Origin of the sequence: Thermosyntropha lipolytica DSM 11003, from assembly GCF_900129805.1 — a bacterium.
Classification (GTDB): Bacteria; Bacillota; Syntrophomonadia; order Syntrophomonadales; family Syntrophomonadaceae; genus Thermosyntropha; species Thermosyntropha lipolytica.
In genome coordinates this window covers 1-17,982 of record NZ_FQWY01000030.1, presented here as the reverse complement: position 1 = coordinate 17,982, position 17,982 = coordinate 1, and the positions used below count along the sequence as shown (strand labels likewise).

The 17,982-nt window shown below is 48.0% G+C and carries 14 protein-coding genes; 3 read left to right on the top strand and 11 right to left on the bottom strand.

The window, feature by feature from the left end:
* Positions 1-8: 8 nt before the first annotated feature.
* The 11 genes from BUB92_RS08265 to BUB92_RS08215 all read right to left on the bottom strand — a co-directional run bounded on the left by BUB92_RS08265 (position 9) and on the right by BUB92_RS08215 (position 16,620).
* On the bottom strand, positions 9-812 hold the full coding sequence (locus BUB92_RS08265) for an REP-associated tyrosine transposase (RefSeq protein ID WP_073092737.1): 804 nt from the start codon (positions 810-812) through the stop codon (positions 9-11).
* A 350-nt stretch (positions 813-1,162) separates the two neighbouring features.
* Positions 1,163-1,558: a hypothetical protein gene (locus BUB92_RS08260; protein WP_073092734.1), complete on the bottom strand. Its 396-nt coding sequence runs from the start codon at positions 1,556-1,558 to the stop codon at positions 1,163-1,165.
* Positions 1,551-2,405, bottom strand: coding sequence for a ParA family protein (locus BUB92_RS08255; RefSeq protein WP_073092731.1), 855 nt, complete (start codon positions 2,403-2,405; stop codon positions 1,551-1,553). Before BUB92_RS08255 ends, BUB92_RS08260 begins: the two co-directional genes overlap by 8 nt.
* Positions 2,406-2,941: 536 nt before the next feature.
* Positions 2,942-3,214 (bottom strand): hypothetical protein, encoded by a 273-nt coding sequence (locus BUB92_RS08250; protein ID WP_073092728.1) that lies wholly within the window; start codon positions 3,212-3,214, stop codon positions 2,942-2,944.
* A 259-nt stretch (positions 3,215-3,473) separates the two neighbouring features.
* Positions 3,474-6,629 carry a S8 family serine peptidase gene (locus BUB92_RS08245; protein WP_073092724.1) on the bottom strand — a complete coding sequence of 1,052 codons (3,156 nt, stop codon included), beginning with the start codon at positions 6,627-6,629 and terminating at the stop codon, positions 3,474-3,476.
* A gap of 232 nt (positions 6,630-6,861) precedes the next feature.
* Positions 6,862-7,449 carry a TetR/AcrR family transcriptional regulator gene (locus BUB92_RS08240; RefSeq protein WP_242939029.1) on the bottom strand — a complete coding sequence of 196 codons (588 nt, stop codon included), beginning with the start codon at positions 7,447-7,449 and terminating at the stop codon, positions 6,862-6,864.
* 470 nt (positions 7,450-7,919) lie between these two features.
* Entirely contained in the window at positions 7,920-11,027 is a 3,108-nt protein-coding gene (locus BUB92_RS08235; protein WP_073092718.1) for an efflux RND transporter permease subunit, read from the bottom strand.
* Positions 11,028-12,119 (bottom strand): efflux RND transporter periplasmic adaptor subunit, encoded by a 1,092-nt coding sequence (locus tag BUB92_RS08230; RefSeq protein ID WP_073092715.1) that lies wholly within the window; start codon positions 12,117-12,119, stop codon positions 11,028-11,030.
* Positions 12,120-12,149: 30 nt separating this feature from the next.
* Positions 12,150-13,235, bottom strand: coding sequence for a TolC family protein (locus BUB92_RS08225; protein ID WP_073092712.1), 1,086 nt, complete (start codon positions 13,233-13,235; stop codon positions 12,150-12,152).
* Between the two features lie 123 nt (positions 13,236-13,358).
* Positions 13,359-15,827: a copper amine oxidase N-terminal domain-containing protein gene (locus BUB92_RS08220; protein ID WP_073092709.1), complete on the bottom strand. Its 2,469-nt coding sequence runs from the start codon at positions 15,825-15,827 to the stop codon at positions 13,359-13,361.
* Positions 15,828-16,062: 235 nt separating this feature from the next.
* On the bottom strand, positions 16,063-16,620 hold the full coding sequence (locus BUB92_RS08215) for a hypothetical protein (protein ID WP_073092706.1): 558 nt from the start codon (positions 16,618-16,620) through the stop codon (positions 16,063-16,065).
* Between the two features lie 187 nt (positions 16,621-16,807).
* Between BUB92_RS08215 and BUB92_RS08210 the strand changes: the two genes are divergently transcribed.
* The 3 genes from BUB92_RS08210 to BUB92_RS08195 form a co-directional block, all read left to right on the top strand.
* Entirely contained in the window at positions 16,808-17,026 is a 219-nt protein-coding gene (locus BUB92_RS08210) for a DUF1659 domain-containing protein (RefSeq protein WP_073092703.1), read from the top strand.
* Between the two features lie 42 nt (positions 17,027-17,068).
* Positions 17,069-17,293: a DUF2922 domain-containing protein gene (locus BUB92_RS08205; protein WP_084728422.1), complete on the top strand. Its 225-nt coding sequence runs from the start codon at positions 17,069-17,071 to the stop codon at positions 17,291-17,293.
* Positions 17,294-17,785: 492 nt separating this feature from the next.
* On the top strand, positions 17,786-17,982 hold a 197-nt coding region (locus BUB92_RS08195; RefSeq protein ID WP_200774219.1), incomplete at its 3' end, for a transposase family protein.

Below are 17,982 nucleotides of genomic sequence, written 5' to 3'. Positions count from 1 at the left end.
CCCTAAAATCACCTTTCTCCCTCCTCATCTTTCTTTAACCTCATTGCTTTGCGCAGCATATAACGGCTCATCCCGGTTATTTCAATAATCATCTTGTCAGACAATCCCGTCTTCTTCTTAAATTCCCGCAAAATATAGAGCTTATCCTCATAATCTAGCAAACCACTTCTACTCAACAGCTTTCTCTCCTGCAGCATCTGCTCCCATAATAAAACCGCCTCTTTTTTGTCCATAGGTTCCTCCAAAAAAGCAAAATCCTCTTCCAACGGTTGATTCATAAACTCCACGTATTCCCTCCTAGCATCTCTTCCCCCTTCCCCCAGCAACTCCCAAAGCATGTCAGTATCTACGATCCTGCAGAAAGGATCATTTTCATCCAGATAACACCCATAGCTGCTCCACCTGTAATCACCCGGATGCTTAACCAATCCTGCCTTTACCGGATTCTGATGGATATAGCGGGCTAAAGTCAAAAAATACCGATCATCTTCTACATTTTGACTTTTAAACCTGTCGTAAAAAAGATGCCCTATTCTTTCATACTTCTTATTAAAATACGCAACATAACTTACCGTTATCCTTTTCATAATATCTGACAGATCCGCCTGCTGCTCTCCCAGCATCAAATGTATATGATTATTCATCAAACAAAAAGCATAAACACAAAACCCCTGCTGTTTTTTCTTAATCTGCAGAGTAGAAAGAAAACGTAGCCTATCCTCGTCATCCAAAAAGATAGGCCTTTTCTCATTCCCACGCAGAATAACATGATAACATCCACTCTGGCTCTTAATCCTCCTGCTCCGCGGCACCTTATCTCCCCCTTTTTTTCATTTGGGGACGGTTCTTTTTTTAAAATCTATTACGATTCGTAAAAACTCCTTAATACTCCTTAATACTCCTCAATACTCCCCAATACCCCCAATAATCTCTGCCATCTCCCGCCTATTCTGCCCTTTTTAAAATTAAAATCATCTCCTACGATTTTACTCCGAGATTTTACTCCGATAACTCTTTAAACATCCTTTCCTGCCTCTTTCTAAAACCAAACCCATCCCCTACCCCAAACAAAATCTTTCGTTTCGTAACACTTTTTAAATTTAGAACCGTCCCCAATTTAAAATCTGTTACGATTCGAAATATACTCCAACTGACCCCTCCCTCAAAGATCCCGGAAAGCTTCGCCCCTTTCTCCCATAGCCTTTACTTTTTCCACAATCAGATCCCGCAGTTTTTCCGGTTTGCGAAGCCTGGTATAGCTCCGGGAAGGGTCCAGGGCAAAAGAAGTTAAAATCGCCTTGAGGGTAGCAGCATCAAAAGAAGCCAGTGCTTCATAAAGTCCGACACTTCCTTTATCATAGTAAACCTTAAACGGATCAAAGCCCTCCGGCACCTCTGCTTTCGCTTTCTTCCTGCTTTTTACCCCCTTTTCCTTCACTTCCGCCAGAAACTCCTCAAAAGGCACCGCCAGCCTTTTGGCCAAACTCCGGTTCCTTTCCACTTCTTCCGCCAAAAGCCGCAAAAAATCGGCCATGGCTCCGGCCAGATCTTTAGACATATGCCAAAACCTCCTCTGCTAAAGCCTTGTACTCCTCATAAGGCCTTTTATAGCCGTATTTATCCTCTAATCCCGCAAACGAGTGGTTAAAATCCATTACCGCTGCCGACTGGTTATTTTCCGGAATCACTGTATCAAAAACCCGCCGGTAGCCTCCCTGTCCTGCCTGGGCCCGGAGCAGCCTGAGCTGGCTTTTATGCACATTTGACTGCACCCGAAACTTGCTTACCACTATGCCCAAAGGCTCCAGACCAATCCCCGTTTTTTTCTTCAATTTTTCCACCCGGTTTATAATCTGGGGAATGCCGTAAGTAGAAAGGATGTCGGGAATGACCGGTATCAGGTAATAATCGCTCATATACAGCGCATTGCGGGTTATGAATCCCAAATCAGGCGGGCAGTCAATAAGCACCAGATCATAGCAGTGCAAAACCTCTTCAAGCCTTTCTTTAAGCAGGGAAGGCCGGAAAACATGTTCATAATCATGCCTCCGGTACAAAAACTCTTCCTGAAACTCGATCAAATCCAGGCTGGAAGGCAAAAGATGCAGGTTGTCGATTCCGCCTCCTATGTTGGAAACCTTTTTCACAATCGCTTCTTGCGGGGAAAAAACCTGGTATTTATCCACCTCATCCTTGAAAATCCCCAGAAGCGTCTGGCCCTTTACATTCCTTCGTTTCCATTCCTTTTCGCTCATAAGGGCCACCGTGGCATTAGTCTGCGGGTCAGTATCTATGATCAAAACCTTAAGTCCGTGCCAAAGGCTAAAAAACTCCCCCAAAGCTACCGTAAGCGTAGTTTTTCCCACTCCGCCCTTCAAATTGATCAAACTTATAACTCTCGGCATTATTTTCACCTCAAAACCAGTTTCCGTAAACTGCTCCCTTTAAATCTTCGCAACCATACACCCCAACCAAATAAAGAAAATCCCGATACAGTTATATTTTACCACACTTTTTCATTTGGGGACGGTTCTTTTTTTAAAATCTATTACGAATCGTAAAATCCCCTTAAAATTCCCTTGCCAAACTATCTATATCATCCTGAAAAAATCCTCCATCTCCTCTCTAAAAACTTCCCCCCCCCACTTCTCTTAAAATAAACTCCTTATCCCTATCCCCCCTTCCCTATAACCTGCCCAAAGCCTCCGGCTGCTTCTTATTCTCCCATCCATTTTTTATTTTCCCCTCCATTACCTCATCCTTTATCCTGCCCTTTCTCCTCTCCTTATCCCGTCTCCCAATCCCCGATAACCCCGCCGGAAATCCTCATCCCCCCGTAAAATCCCCATTTTTACTGCTTCCCCTGCTTATCTCCCATTGTAAATATGCCGACAAAATCTTTCGTTTCGTAATACTTTTTAAAAATAGAACCGTCCCCAATTTAAAATCTGTTACGATTCGTAACACCCTCCTCTTTTCCCGCACCCCTTCCCCCACAACCCTCCTTCCAGAACATCCCCTCCCTCTCCTCTTCCCTCCACAAACCCACCCCATATCCCCCCTTCCTCTCTTCCCCCACAACCTCTTTCCCCACAATTCTCTCCCAGAACTCCCCCTCACCCCCATCCCCAAATAAAAAAAGGAACCGCTTTAGCGATTTCTCTCGCTTTGCGGTTCCTCTGTTTGCCGCCATCACCTTGGAGGCGGTAATCATCTCATTTTTTCACCATATCGCCACTTTCTTCTTTAAGAAAACTGCCGTTCACCCATTCCTCATTACCCATTACCTATTATTACCTATTACCTTCACTATTACCTATTACCCATTAAACATTATCCATTATCCACTTTATCCATCAACCATTCACCATTACTCATAGCCATTTCCCCCGCCCCTGCTACCTGCTACCTGCTACCCGCTACCCGCCCCCGCTACCCACTCGCCTCTAAATTCCTCACTCACGTAAATCCCCCTACTTCCTCACCACCCCACCGGTAATCTGGTACAACCGGTTATCGATGAGGACCATGCCGTCTCCCGGCATTTTGGTATTGTAGTGCCAGAAGAAAAGGGTAAGGGGGGTGCCTGCCCTTTCCGCCTTGGGCGAACGGTAGGCAGTCACCAGATACTGATAAGGCCGTTTTTCCTTCTCTTTTACTTCTCCCTTAAGTTCCGCCTCCAGGGTATAGGAAGATTCCCGCAGTCCGAAATAGCTCAAGGTAAGCGAGCTGTAGACTACTACCTCCCAGGTACCCGCCTCCGGGCTGGCAAAGGAAAGCTCAACTTCCGAATTCGTCGCCACTTCTCCTACCCCGGCATAATTGCTCACCTTGTGTTCTCCCGTCGGGGACACGACATGCATCCTGGCCCGTCCTTTTTCCCCCACCTGCAAACGCAAAACCAGCTCCTCCATGCCTTCCGGCACCTTTATGAAATACCTTTTAAACCCTCCGGCAGCCAGCCTTCCTTCTACCAGCAACCTTTTATCCTCCCCAGCTGCCAAATCATACGGCACCGCCACCGTCTGCAGGATAAACGCATCCCAGCCTACGGTTTCATAATCATCAGCCACCACAAAATGGCTGTAAAGCCCGGGCTGATCAGGTATCCGGTACTGCATGGTAAAACTCCGCTCCCCATAAGGAGCCAGCTTCAAACTGTACTGCTCAGGCTGCATAAAAGTTCCCAGCCCGCCAATGGCCAAACTCCTGGTTTCCCCCACATAGCTCTTGAGCCTGATCTCCAGTTTGCCGGGTATAAATTCCCGGGTATAAAATCCGTATCCTTCTTCTCCCCTGACATCCTTCTGCATCATAACATAAGCCTGCGGCCGCTCCTTCTTATTCTTAAGCTCGCGCCAGGAATTATAGAGGTTTACCGCGCCAAATCCCTGCTCAGCTGCCTGATAGCCCGGCAACTCCACCGTCCCCGCCAGCAGGCTGTGGTAAACCAGAACCGGATCATGGCGGTAGAGCTTATCCCGCATCGCCTGCAGAAGGAGAGCCGCCCCCCCTGCCACATGGGGAGCCGCTATGCTGGTTCCCTCCACCAGCTTATAAGGGCTTCCGCTCCACAGAGGATAGGTGGTATAAGCACTTCCCGGAGCCACCACCAGCGGAGTAGCCATCCCGTCACTTCCCGGCCCGGCCGAGCTGAAATACCAGATAAGCGGCTCTTCAATCGCCAGGCCATAATCATGGGCAAGCATCTCCGGGGTAACATAAGCCCCCACGCTTATAACCCCGCCTATCGCCGCCGTCTGAGCCACCGTTCCCAGTCCCGGCCCCTGGTTGCCGGCCGCCATACAGATAATCATCCCGTATTTATAATGCATTTCCCCGGCTATCCGCCTTATGTAATCCTTCTGCTCTTTGCTCAAACTGTACTGCCCCATGCTTATTACCGCAATCCGCGCCCCGGCATCCGCAGCTCTCTTCAAGGCCTCTTCCAGCTGGCTTAAATAGGCAACCCCCATGCTGTTCATAACCTTTATCGCCATAATCTGCGCTCCCGGAGCTATCCCTTTGACCGCACCGCTGGCTGCAGCCACCCCGGCTACCGCCGTGCCGTGCCCCAGGCTGTCAAAACCCAGAACCGCATACCTCTTCTCCCCCGGCACCTCGGCTGCTACCAGGTTAAACGGCCGGCTTCCTGCGGGCAGGGAAATCACCTGATATTCCTCACTATATTTTTTAAGCCCTATTTCATCATTAATCTGCCCATCGCCATTAGTATCAATATACAAAGTATCGTAATATCCCGCATACTTCGCAGCCGCTGCCACCACTAAAATCTTATCCCCCGGCAGTTCCTGGCGCACGGCTGCCGGCAGGGAATAGGCATTTAAATAGCCCCAGATAAAATAGTCATCTTTATTTTCTATCCCCCGCACATCAACCTTGCGGCCGTCAACGGTTATAAAGCCATTCTCCGCCCGGCCGTAATAATTAAGGTGAACCTTGCCTTCATCAGTCAGGTCGATAAAATCAAACAGCTTGACAAACCCGTCTTCAGTCTGCATGAGATCAGGGTGCCCTGGATCCACTCCGCTGTCAATGACGGCAATAAGTATCCCCCGTCCATTGGCCCCCGTTTCCTTGCGCAGAAGATCGGCATACATAGCCCTTCTCGTCCAGTCAAGACTTCCTGCCGGGTTTGCAATCCCGCCTTCCTTAGGCAGTTCCTCTTCCTCATTCAGCTTGACAAAAACCCTGTCCTCATCCACCCGGGCTTCCCGCCCGTAAATTGATGCCAAATCGACCTTAATTACCTCGCCGCTCTCTTTTTCCGTCAGGTAAAAAAACGCCAGCTTGCCGGCAGAATTAAGGTCAAAATACCCTTCCACCGGCAGCACCAGTTCCGTAACCGGTTCTTTCTCCCCTTGGCGATAAACCTTCACATATTCTGCTATTTCAAAAACTTCTTCTCCCCAGGAAGTAGCAAACCTGGCCTGCCGCAAAGGCAGGTTTATATCCACCAGCTTTCCGTAGAAATGGTGTTTCTGCCCGGTAATATCAAGAAACTCCTGCATAAGAGCCGCCACTTCCGCCCGGCTTAAATTGCGGCCCGGCCGGAAAGTGCCGTCCGGATAGCCGGAAATAAGCCCGTAATCTACTCCCCAGGCTACCGCCCTCTTTGCCCACTCTGCCACCTCAGCACTGTCGGCAAAGCTCATCTCTCCTGGTATCTCCGCCTCTGCTCCTATCCGCAAAAGGCAGTTTACCAGCATAACTACCGCTTCCTGTCGGGTAATATGCCTTTGCGGGTAAAAACGCTCCCCATCGCCGTAAGCATAACCCAGCTCCCGCGCCAGTTCTATGTAGCCATTCGCCCAGAAGCCAACCGGCACATCCTTAAAAGAAGATGCTGCCCTGGCAAGCTTTTTGGCTTCCTCTTCCTTATGCATGACATTTACCAGCATAGTAACAAACTCCGCCCGGGTGATAGGATTATCCGGTTTAAACCTCCCATCCGGATAACCTTTTACTATCCCCCGCGCCTGAAGGTGATCAACCTGCATCCTGGCCCAGTGCCCCTTAAGGTCAGAAAAAGCAAGAGCCGCATGAGGAGATAGCCCTAAACATATCCCCATGCAGATTATAATCCCTAATATAAACCTTCTCCTCATGACTCCCCACCTTTGTCCCATTATTGTCCGCAAACAGACCGGCCGGACATCTTATTCCCATCCTGAATCATAAGAAATAGCCTGCCCGGCCCATCTTATTTTAAGCCTATTCCGCCCGAAACAGCATCCCCGCCCGGCCTTACTTCAATAAACATCCCCGGCCTTCTGCCGGCTCCTTCAAACCGGCACCAGCCGAAAAATCGCCTCTTTTAGCCAGTCTTCCCAAAACCGCCTACCCTTTTATCCCCTCAAAAATAATATCCGTAAGCTCCCCGGCCAGGCTTTCCGCATCTCCTGACCATTCTTCCAGGACAATCGGAAGCCACAGTGCTCCCAGAGCCCCGGTTATCACCAGGGTTAAGGCATAGGGATTTATCCCCCTTATCTCCCCGGCTTCCATCGCCTTTTCGATCACCTCGGAGAGCATTCTCTCTTTTTCTTTACGCTTTTCATAAGACCAGGCTTTCAGCTCTTCATCCATAATTTCCGTATCCCAGAATACTACCCGGGTAAGCTCCTTATTCTCCTGACAGAACCGGATATGGCTTAAGAAAACCAGCCTGATTTTTTCCCGCAAACTCAAACTATTTTCATTTTCTATCGCAAGTGAATTATAATATATATCCCGGCTTCTGCCAAGCACTTCCTGGAAAAGAGTAAGTTTACTGTCAAAATATTCATATATCGTCCCTTTGCCTATCCCGGCTTCTAGAGCAATCTCTTCCATGCGGGCTTCATGATATCCCCGCCGCGAAAAAACCCTGACCGCCGCATCCAGAATCAGTTCCCGCTTGGCCTTCTTGTCATCCATTTCCCGCATCCTGCTCAAAACTATTACCTCCCTTCAACCAGAACCACAAGAACCATCCCCGTATTTAAAAAGGAAGCAGGACTCTCCTGCTCCCTCTTATTCCTTCGTCTGACTCCGTCCTTTTTACATCATCCTGCATTCCATTTCCCGTCTTTTCCGATCCGGCAGGGCAAACATCTTCTCTCCTGCCGCTTCCTGTACCGGCAGAACTCCTATTCCCTGCCTTTCACGCCCGGAAGTGTTTGCCCCATCTTAAAGCCCCTGCTGCCAGTATCCCTGACGCAAAGTTTTGCCTTTTCTCCCTATCTCCATGGCCTTCCCCGGCTCTGCCGCCCGTACCTCGACCTGCTCCTCTTTTCTCCTTTAGAACCTGCCTGATTATATGCCTGCCCCCCGCAGCAAAACTTTCGACTCGTAATTGTTTTTTAAAAAAAGAACCGTCCCTAATTTGAAATCTTCTTCGAATCGTAATAGTTTTTTTATTTGTCGATTTTGACGTCCCTGATCCTGAAGCGTCCTCTGAGGTCGTCGAATACGGAATAGACGACAGGGACGAGGACCAGGGTTATGAGGGTAGATACCAGAAGCCCGCTTATGATTACCGTAGCTAAGGGGGCCTGCGCCTCGCCGCCTTCACCTAAGCCCAGAGCCAGAGGTATCATGGCCAGGATGGTGGAAAAGGCGGTCATCAGTATGGGCCTTAACCTTACCCGTCCGGCTTCCAGGATGGCTTCTTCCCGTTCCATCCCCCGTTCGCGCAGTTTTTTAAGATAGTCCACAAAGACGATGGCATTGGAAACTACGATCCCAACCATCATAATCGCCCCGATAAAAGCCGGCACGCTGAAACTGCGCCCGGTAAGGAGCAGCCCTAAGACTACCCCGATAAAAGCAGTCGGCACCGAGAACATGATGACAAACGGATCAAAAAACGATTCATACTGCACGGCCATAACTGCATAAACCAGGATGATGGCAAGAAGCAGAGCCACCGCCAGGCTAGAAAAGCTTTCCATCATATCCTCGGCCTGCCCGCCAAATTCGATGCTATATCCGGCCGGCAGGGTAAGCTTATCTGTTTCCTTCTTTATATCATCTATTACGCTCTTTAAATCCCGGTTCAAAAGGTAGCCGTTTATATCCGCCTGCCTTACCTGGTCCACCCGGGTTATGCTAACCGGCCCCTGTCCCATTTCGAAAACGGCCAGGGACGAAAGCTTAACTCCTCCCACCGGAGACATGATAGTGATATTCTTCAGGTACTCAATATCTTTTTCCCCGGCCGCAAGGTACTTGATCCTTACATCTACTTCCTGCCCTTCGGCCTTGTAGCGGGTAACTACCGTCCCTTCCATGGCATTTTTTATCTCACCTGCAATCTGCATAGGTGTAAGATTAAAGGCCGCTGCCCGCTTGCGGTCCACCCTGATCCTTATTTCCGGGCTGCCATCGGTAAGGGAACAGGTAACCTCCCGGGTGCCGGGAACTTTCTTTACTATCTCTACTACTTCACTGGAGATTTCCCTTAAGGTATTAAGGTCATCCCCCCGTACCTGGATATTTATAGGGCCGCCGCTGCCGGAACCCATGTTGCTCGACTGATCCATTACACTAACTTCGATTTTGGCTCCCGGGATGAGGGAAAGCTCCCTTCTTATCTCTTCTGCTACCAGGTCAACTCCCCGCTCCCGGTTTTTCCTGTCAGTAAGCTTGACATAGAGGAGCGAGCTGTCTGTATGTCCGCCCCCGCTCATCATAAAACTGGACTGTCCGACACTGGTAAAAATAACTTCTACCTCCGGCACTTCGCGGATCTTTTCCTCCACCGCATTAGTTATCTCATCCGTAGCCGCCAGGCTGCTTCCTTTATCGGTCTTTATCCTTACCGAAATCTCCCCGGAGTCCATAGCCGGCATAAACTCAGCTCCTACCAGGGGAACCGCGGCCAGAGCCCCGATCATGAGCACCGTTACCACCAGGGCTACCAGTTTGCGCCGTTTTAAAGCCCGGGCAAGGAAAATGCGGTACTTTTCCCCTAAATTATCCATAAAATCGGCAAACTTCTTGACCACCCGGCCTATCCTTCCTTTGGGCTCGGCTGCCCTCTGCATGGAGGCATCAGTCAGGACCCGGGAAGAGAGAAGCGGTATTACGGTTAGGGCTACCAGAAGCGAGCATATCATGGCAAAAGAAATGGTAAGGGCCAGCGGTTTAAAGAGCAGGGAAGCTAAGCCTTCCACAAAAACAATAGGCAAAAATACCGCCAGCAAAGTAGTGGTGGTAGCGATAACCGCCCCTCCTACCTCTGTCGCCCCTTTTACCGCCGCTTCCCGGGGGAGAAGTCCCAGACTGCGGTGGCGGTAAATATTTTCAAAAACCACGATCGAATCATCGACAATCCTTCCTACCCCTAAGGCCAGACCGCCCATAGTAAGCAGGTTTACCGAATAACCGCTAAAATACATGATAATAAAAGTAGCGATGATCGAAAGCGGTATGGCAGCAAAAATAATCAGGGTACTCCGCATATTGTGCAGGAACAGGAAAAGGACCAGCATAGCCAGCAGAGCACCTTTTAAAATCATATTCACCGTATTGCTTATGGAGCTTTTAATAAAATCTGCCTGGTCAAAGATAAAATCAATCTTTATATCTTTGCCCAGCTCTCCTGACAGCTTTTCTATTTCCCGGTGCACCGCCTGGCTGGCAGCTACGGTATTGGCACCAGTCTGCTTCATTACATGAATACCTAAAGCCGAATTCCCGTTAACGCGGGTAAGCTGGTCCTGCTCCTTGTACCCTTCGCTGATGCGGGCAATATCCTTAAGATAGACCGTATTCCCCTGCGGGGTAATAATAGCCGTTTCCCCAATATCGCTTACCTGGACAAACTCCTGCAGGGTACGCACAAAATACTGCCTCTCCCCGCTGTCCGCCTTGCCGGAAGACATATTAAAGTTTTCCATCTGCAACACCTGGGCTACCTGGGCCATGGAAAGCCCGTAGCTCTCCAGTTTTACCGGATCTACCTCCACCTTTATCTCCCGCGCCTTTCCTCCGGTAGAGTAAACAGCCGCTACCTGGGAAATCCTTTCCAGGCGGGGTATGATAATATCTTCCGCAATATCTCGCAGTCTTTCCGGATTTTCCTCCGCACTTACCGCCAGCTGGATAATCGGCATCAGGCTGGGATCAATCTTCAAGACAAACGGCTTTTCCGCCTCTTTCGGCAGCCAGGTTTCTACCAGCCCCAGCCTTTCCCGGATATCCTGCATGGCACTATCCATATTCGTGCCCCATTCAAAAAAAACCACCACCGTGGAGTTGCCGGCACTGGAAGTTGACTGCACCTTTTTCACATTGCTTAAGGTGGCAACTGTTCCTTCAATCGGCTTGGATACCCTTTCTTCCACCTCTTCCGGGCCGGCTCCCGGGTAAGAAGTAGAAATCATGGCTACCGGAATCTGCATGTCAGGATAGAGATCAACCGGCAGTTTGGCATAGGTGAAAAAACCCAGAATAAGAATTACCGCCACCAGAATAGTCATGGTAACCGGGCGTTTTACCGCAAACTCTACCAGCTTCATCTACTTTTCACCCCCAGCCACCCGGACCAGGGTGCCTTCATCGACCAGGGTATTGCCCTTAACGATGATTCTCTCCCCTTCCTTAAGCCCTTTGACGATTTCCACATAATCCCGACCGGAAAGCCCTGTTTCTACTTCCTTCATGCGGGCCCGGTTCTCCTCGTCAATAACAAAAACTACCTTCCGCGCCCCTTTAGCAACTATCCCGTTCCGGGGAACAGCAAGCACACTTCCTTTCGCGCGCGCTGCCACTTCCACCTCGGCAAACATCCCCGGCCTTATCCGGTCATCTTTATCCATAATCCGTACCTTTACCGGATAGCTCTTCTTCATCGGGTCTGCCAGCGGGGAAACCGAAACTACCCGCCCTTTATAGGCTTTTTCCCGGGCTGCCTTCACCATAACCTCAACTTCCCGCCCCGGGGTTATATAATTAATGTCGGCTTCTCCCACCATAATCTCCACTTCCAGGGAAGATACATCCGCAACCGAAGTTAAGGGAACCTGCTGGCTGACCATGCTTCCCCGCTCCACATTGACCCGTCCGACAACCCCGCTTATCGGGGAAGTTATCGTGCAGTTATTAACCTGCACTGACGCCGCATCTATGGCAGCCAGAGCCTGCTTGACCGCAACCTCTGCCGACTCCACAGCCGTTTCCGCTCCTTCCAGCTGCTGCTTGGAGGCTGCTCCGGCTTCATAGAGCATCCGGATGCGCTCCAGATTGGACTCGGCGCTTCTTAGCTGCACCTCCGCCGCCTCTTTGCCTACTTCCGCCTGGCGCAGTGCCACCTCATAATCGCTGCTGTCAATCCGGGCAATAACCTGCCCGGCACTTACATAATCCCCTTCCTTTATATATATCTCGGCAATCTTTCCTGCTGCTTTTGGATAAACAGCCACTTCCGATACGCCTTTCACAAACCCGGCATACCTTACCCTTTCCGTAATATCACGCATCTTCGCCTCCGCTACCGTAACCGTAAGCGGAACCTCCTTCTCCTCTTCCGCCTCCTTTTTGCATCCGGGCAGAACGAGGAGCAGGGCTATAAGCATAAGTACCCCCAACTTTTTCATCTTACAGGCCAGCAAAAAATTCCCCTCCTTCAAAAAACTATCTTTCTACATGCCTGCACTATAAGCCCAGGGATGATAAAAAGCATATTTTAAAATATAATGCTGAAGTTCAATCTTTTCCAGTTCCATCCGCGCCTTTTCCAGCTTGAGTTCGGCATTCTTAAGTTCAAGCAGGGTTGCCATCCCGGCATTATAAAGTGCTTCCGTATTCTTATATTCCATCTCCGCTGTCTTTAAGGTTTCATAAGCCAGGTTATACCCTTCCTCCAGCTGCCGGATCGACTGATAGAGGCTGAAAAGCCCATCTCTCATCTGCTGGCGCACTGTGCGGGCATCAATTTCAGCTTTTTCCACATCAATCTCCTTTGCCCGGTAAGGCTCGCGGTTAGGGTCGCTCCAGCTGTACAGGTCCAAACTCAAGCGGGCCAGGTTTATCCTCTGCTCAGCCAGCCAGACTGCCGGGTTGTTGTCCATTATGCGCACGATCTCCAGATCCGGATCCTCAACCTGCAGTATGGCAAAATCCTCTTCCCACACCAGCTCATACCTCTTTTCCGGCGCCCAGCCCAAAAGCTGGTTAAGCTCGCTATACGCCTTATCCAGCTCTACCCTGGCACTGGCTAAAGCCCGGTCGCTTATCCGGTTTCCTGCATTCGCCAGAAGGAGCTGGTTGCGGCTTATAACCCCGGCATCATAGGAAAACATGCTGATGCGGAAGTTAAAATCGCTGTTTTCCCTTGACTTTATGGCATAATCATAGGCTTTTTTCGCCTTCAGGACTTCCAGGTACTTCTGCAAAACCTGCATATATATCTTATCTTCTTCTACCCCTTTGCTCTTCTTGGCCATCATCAGCGAAACATCAGCCATTACCAGTCCTGTCCAGGCTGCTGCTGCCCTTGGGTCGGTAGGCCCGGAAGGAATATACATCACCTTCTCCGCCGCTGATTTTCTAACCTCTTCCGTCCTTTCAATATCAAGCTCAATCTTCTGCAGGGCTTTACTGTTCTTTTTCGCTATGGCTACTGCTTCCTCCAGGGTAAGCTTATCTTCCGCCCGGGCAGAAGGCACCCCCAGCAGTATATTGAATAAAAATAGGAATAAAAAAAATATCCCGGCTCTCCTTCTCAATTCATTTTCCCCCTTGCTGCCATTTTCTTCATTATATCTTTTCCCGACCCGCCGGTCAATTACAGAAACGCAAAAACCCTGCACTTTAGGTACAGGGTTTTTGCTTAAAGCCTTGCGGCTTAATTATTTCTGGATGAGAACAGTCTGAGTTGCAGGATCCCAGCCAACCTGAGCTCCGAAAGCTTCAGCTACGAAGCGAGCCGGCAGCATGGTTCTGCTATTGGTGATTTCAGGAGCTACATCAGCAGTCTTGGCTTCACCGTTTACGGTGTAGGTGGTGCTGCCGATGGTGAATACTACAACATCACTGCCCTTGGTCAGGGTTACAGTTCTTGCAGCATCATCCCAGACTACTTCGGCACCGAGGATTTCGCCGAGGTATCTCATCGGTACATAAGTTCTGCTGTTCTTGATGTAAGGAGCTACGTCCATAACCTTCTTGGTGCTGCCAACATAGTAGATGTTGGAACCGATCTTGAACTCGCCGGAACCGATAGTTTCACCCGGAGCCGGGGTTACGCAGTTGGCAACAACCACACTGGCTGCAGTAGTTCTGTTGAGAATATTAGCATCATCAATAGCATAACCTTTTACAGATACTTTGAGAGCTCCTTCTGGAACTGTACGATCCAGGGTATAGAAAACATCAGAGATTGTAATTACAGAAGGTTTGCTGCTATCAGATTTAATTTTTATTACTACCTGTCTGTTATCAAGAGCTCTGGTTACAGAATCAATAGTTAAATCTCCTTCAGTAACCTTTACAGTCGGGAGTTTATCCCATTTAGCACCAGCCGGCAGTTCTAATATTAATGTTCTGTCAAATGAATCGGTGCCTATAGTTTTCGTGCCCTTCATTATAGCTTCGGCTTTGTTTTCCTTGATTACTATATTGCCAGCAGCCTGACCCTGAACACCGATCTTTACATCTTTTACATCAGCAGTTACAGTAACAGGTGCTACAGCTTTAGCAACAACTATTTCATCATTGATTCCAGCACTGCCGCTGAATTTGGCGACGATGTCACCAGTAAAGTCAACAGCGATTTTAACTTTTACATCTTTAAGGGAAACTTCGCCAGCAGTTGAACCACTATTACTTATAGTAGCAGTAGCTTTAGATTTATCACTAGCTGATCTGCTAAAATTCATAACCAGACTGCCAGCTTCAGTTTTTCCATTGAAAGTTGGATCAGCAAATTCTACGCCGTCCGGGAGTTTAATGGTAACTGTTCTACCGTTTACAAGGCTTCCTGCTACATTTTCCTTAATTATTATCTTGCTGATTTCGGCATCAGCACGTCCGGCAATAACTTCAGTTTCCGGTTTTTCAGCTTTTACAGTGTAGCCATAATCTTTGTAGGTTCCCAGAAGCACAGAACTCTGGTTAGCAGTTGTCTTTCCGGAAATAGTGGCTACGATATCACCAAATTGAGCTTCGTCAGCGTCGATGTTGATTTTTACTTTTATGGTAAAAGTTTGTTTACCAGAATTGATACTAAGTTTATCTGCATTAATTGTAAGCGTATCTCCACTAATCTCTACGGGATCTGGATCACCTGGGTTAAGCTTATCAACAGCAGTAAGCCCAGGGAAATAATAAAGATTGGTGTCATAATTAACCCAGGTTACACCCTTCGGAAGTTTAAACTTAAGTGAATTTGCACTTCTTTCTAATGCACCATTTACATCTTCCCTAATATTAATTGTGAATACTCCCGATTCTCCAGCCTGGAAAGTCCCGGGATCAGTGCGTATTACATCTACTGCACCACCAGAAACCTTACCCACAAGTATACCAAGGCCATCACCGAAATCGCCATCGAGTTTCAGAATATTTACTTTTATCTCTTTTTCAGCACTATTAGGAATATAAACAGTATTCAGACTTATAGCAAATTTAACATTTGTTTTTATTGTACTACTATTATTTATTTCAAACTGCAATTGGTTTGCCGATAACTGAGTTAGTCTGTATTTATTACTTGCTACAGACACCTCACCAAAATTAGTTATGGCCCCCGACCTAGATGACTTCACTACTGCAGGCGGTCCATTGGGAATAACAGAAGTAAGTGTAATCGTCCCAGCATTTACAGCAGCCGTAAACCCAACCGTCGAACTATTAGCAGCTATTGCAGCAGCTAAATCTGCAGCACTACCATCAAAAACAAAATCACCTAGTGTTCCACCATTTGTGTGTAAAGAATCAACTGTAAAGGTTTTGCCATTTATTTCGATCGTATCATTGTCCTGGAGAGTAACACCCAAATTAAAATTGTATTTGGGAACATCGTTAGTAAATACATTTCCTCCACCACTTGCGTCACTTAAGTTACTTACTCTATCACCTGTTAATGGGTTTATAACAAAACTATCCGGCAATTTAATTACTGCTTTATGAGTCCCAACATTTAATGTTGGAAAATCAATTATTATAGATGCTAAATTTTGATTGCTTCCTGTACTTACTACCTTTGCCTCAGTAGCCGAATAAGTCGCCGCACTCGCTGTCCCCAGACCCACAAACATGGTCATGAGCATAGCAAGAACGAGCAGTATGGAAAGTTTTTTACTTCTTGCTTTTATCAACTTCTTTTCCTCCTTTTTTATGGTATGTTTTAATCCTTATTTCTCAGGTGATCCAGGTGGTCTTAATCTTAAGATGGCTCTTTCTCTCTCATTCCCCCTTTCTCCGTATTCTCCAGGTGATCAGTGAGAGCCTAAGTTAAGCCATCTCCAACCCCCACTAACTCGTGGCTGCTATTTATGACGCTGTATCCCTCTTAAAGGTTCCACTTTTTTAAAAAATTTTTTTGCAAATTTCTTACCCCTCCTCCTGCCTCCTTCTCTCCATCTCCATAACCAGGGCCAAAAGGGGATTATCCTGCTGGTAAACATACCCTTCCTTCTCCTGCTTTTCCTTTATAAGCCTCTCTTTAAGCTTTTCTCCCTGATAAAGGCTTTTTACCACCGTCTCCTCCCCGCAGGTTAAGGGAATGCTAAGCCCGCTTTTCAGGTTAAGAACGCAGGAATTCCTGTCCACCGCCTTGAAATCCCTAACTTCCCCCACCTCCACATAGCCGTTTACCATATCATGCTTGCTCACCGTCTTTCTCATCTTCAGGGGGACAAAAACCCTTATCCCTATGTAAAAAGGAAGCAGCTTGCTCTTACTCAGCTCTTCAGCTAAGATCTCCTGCTGTCCGGAAAGGTCCACCGCATAGTTGCGCAGGAAACTCCTCCTTACCGACTTTATCCCGGCATAGAAAAGTTTTACCTCCCCGCATCGCAGATACACCTCGGTTGCATCCCCCCGTTCCGTATAAACCGGCCTTAAAGCGATAATCTCATCTCTTATCATCTCCAGCCTTACTCCGCCCATTTTCTCTTATCCCTCCTCAAGCTTCTGGTAAATTCTTCTTCATTCTAGCATAAAACTCCTTATAATAGAACATTTGTTCTAAAATTAGGGGAAAAATCCTTTTTCCGTCTTTTTCCTTTTCTCCCTCTCCCCGCTAGAATAAAACCAGAAGGTGCGCACCTTAAAAAATCAGGAGGAGGTGAAAAAAATGGCCCAGTCCATACCGGTACAGAACGACCTGGTAGTCCTCTTAGAAAACGGAACTTCCACTACCGGCCGCCCCTTGACCAAAAGACTTTCATACAAAAACGTAAAGCTTACCGCCAGCGATGACGATGTCTATGCCGTAGCCCAGGGGATCATCGGCCTGCAGGAGAAAAACAGCCTGGCCGTATACAAGGTAAGCACGGTCGAAATAACTGAATAGCCTTAAATCCCTGATTCTTAAAAAGAAAGGAGGTTTGCCCAAATGGCCATCGAAAGGACTCTGGTCATGGAATTCAAGACCGAAGGGGATAAAACCCAGCGCATAAGGGTAAGCGGAGCGCGCGAAGACCTGGAGGCTGCCGAAGTAAATGCCGTCATGAACAGCATCGTCAGCAAAAACATCTTCCTAACCAGCAGCGGCGACATCACCGCAAAAGCTTCCGCCTACATCATCGCCCGCGAAATCACCGAAATCCCGCTGTCCTAGCCCCCTTCCCTTCCCCCATTTTCCCGCCGGCAGCCCCCTGCCGGCTTTTACACTTGGGGACGGTTCTTTTTTTAAAATCCGTTACGATTCGAAATATTTGGTATTATATCAATCCCGGCTGTCCTTTTCAGGATAGGCTTTGCCAGCCGGCCTCACCGGGCTCCCTGTTCCCTTAAATATCTGTTCCCTTTATACAGGCTATTATATCCGGCTCCCCACGGTGGTTTCCCTGTCTCCTTAAACATCTGCTCCCTGCTTTACCAGGCAGCTATCTCTTAAGCAAGTATCTCCCGAAGGATGCTCCGGCTTCAGGCTAATTCCAGCTTGCCGATCGCGCTTCTCAATCCCTGCCCGCCGGGCAGATAAAAATAAGCCTTTAAAAATAGGTTCTATAATAAATGTTGGGGTAGGAGAAGGAAAATAAAAAGCATTGGGTCGAATACCTGTTAATAAAAACAACCAAAACCACTCATAAAGGAGGTATTCTTCCCAATGCAATTTCAGTTTAACAAAAATTTGCTTTTTTTAAAAGATGTAAACATCGATGATGTCAAGCAGTATGATAACTATTATGAGATAAGTATTTCTAAACCAGTAAGTCCTCATAAGTGCCCGGTGTGTAAAACGGAAACTAAAAAAATTCATGATTACCGGTATCAACGCATAAAAGATATTCCTTATTTAAATAA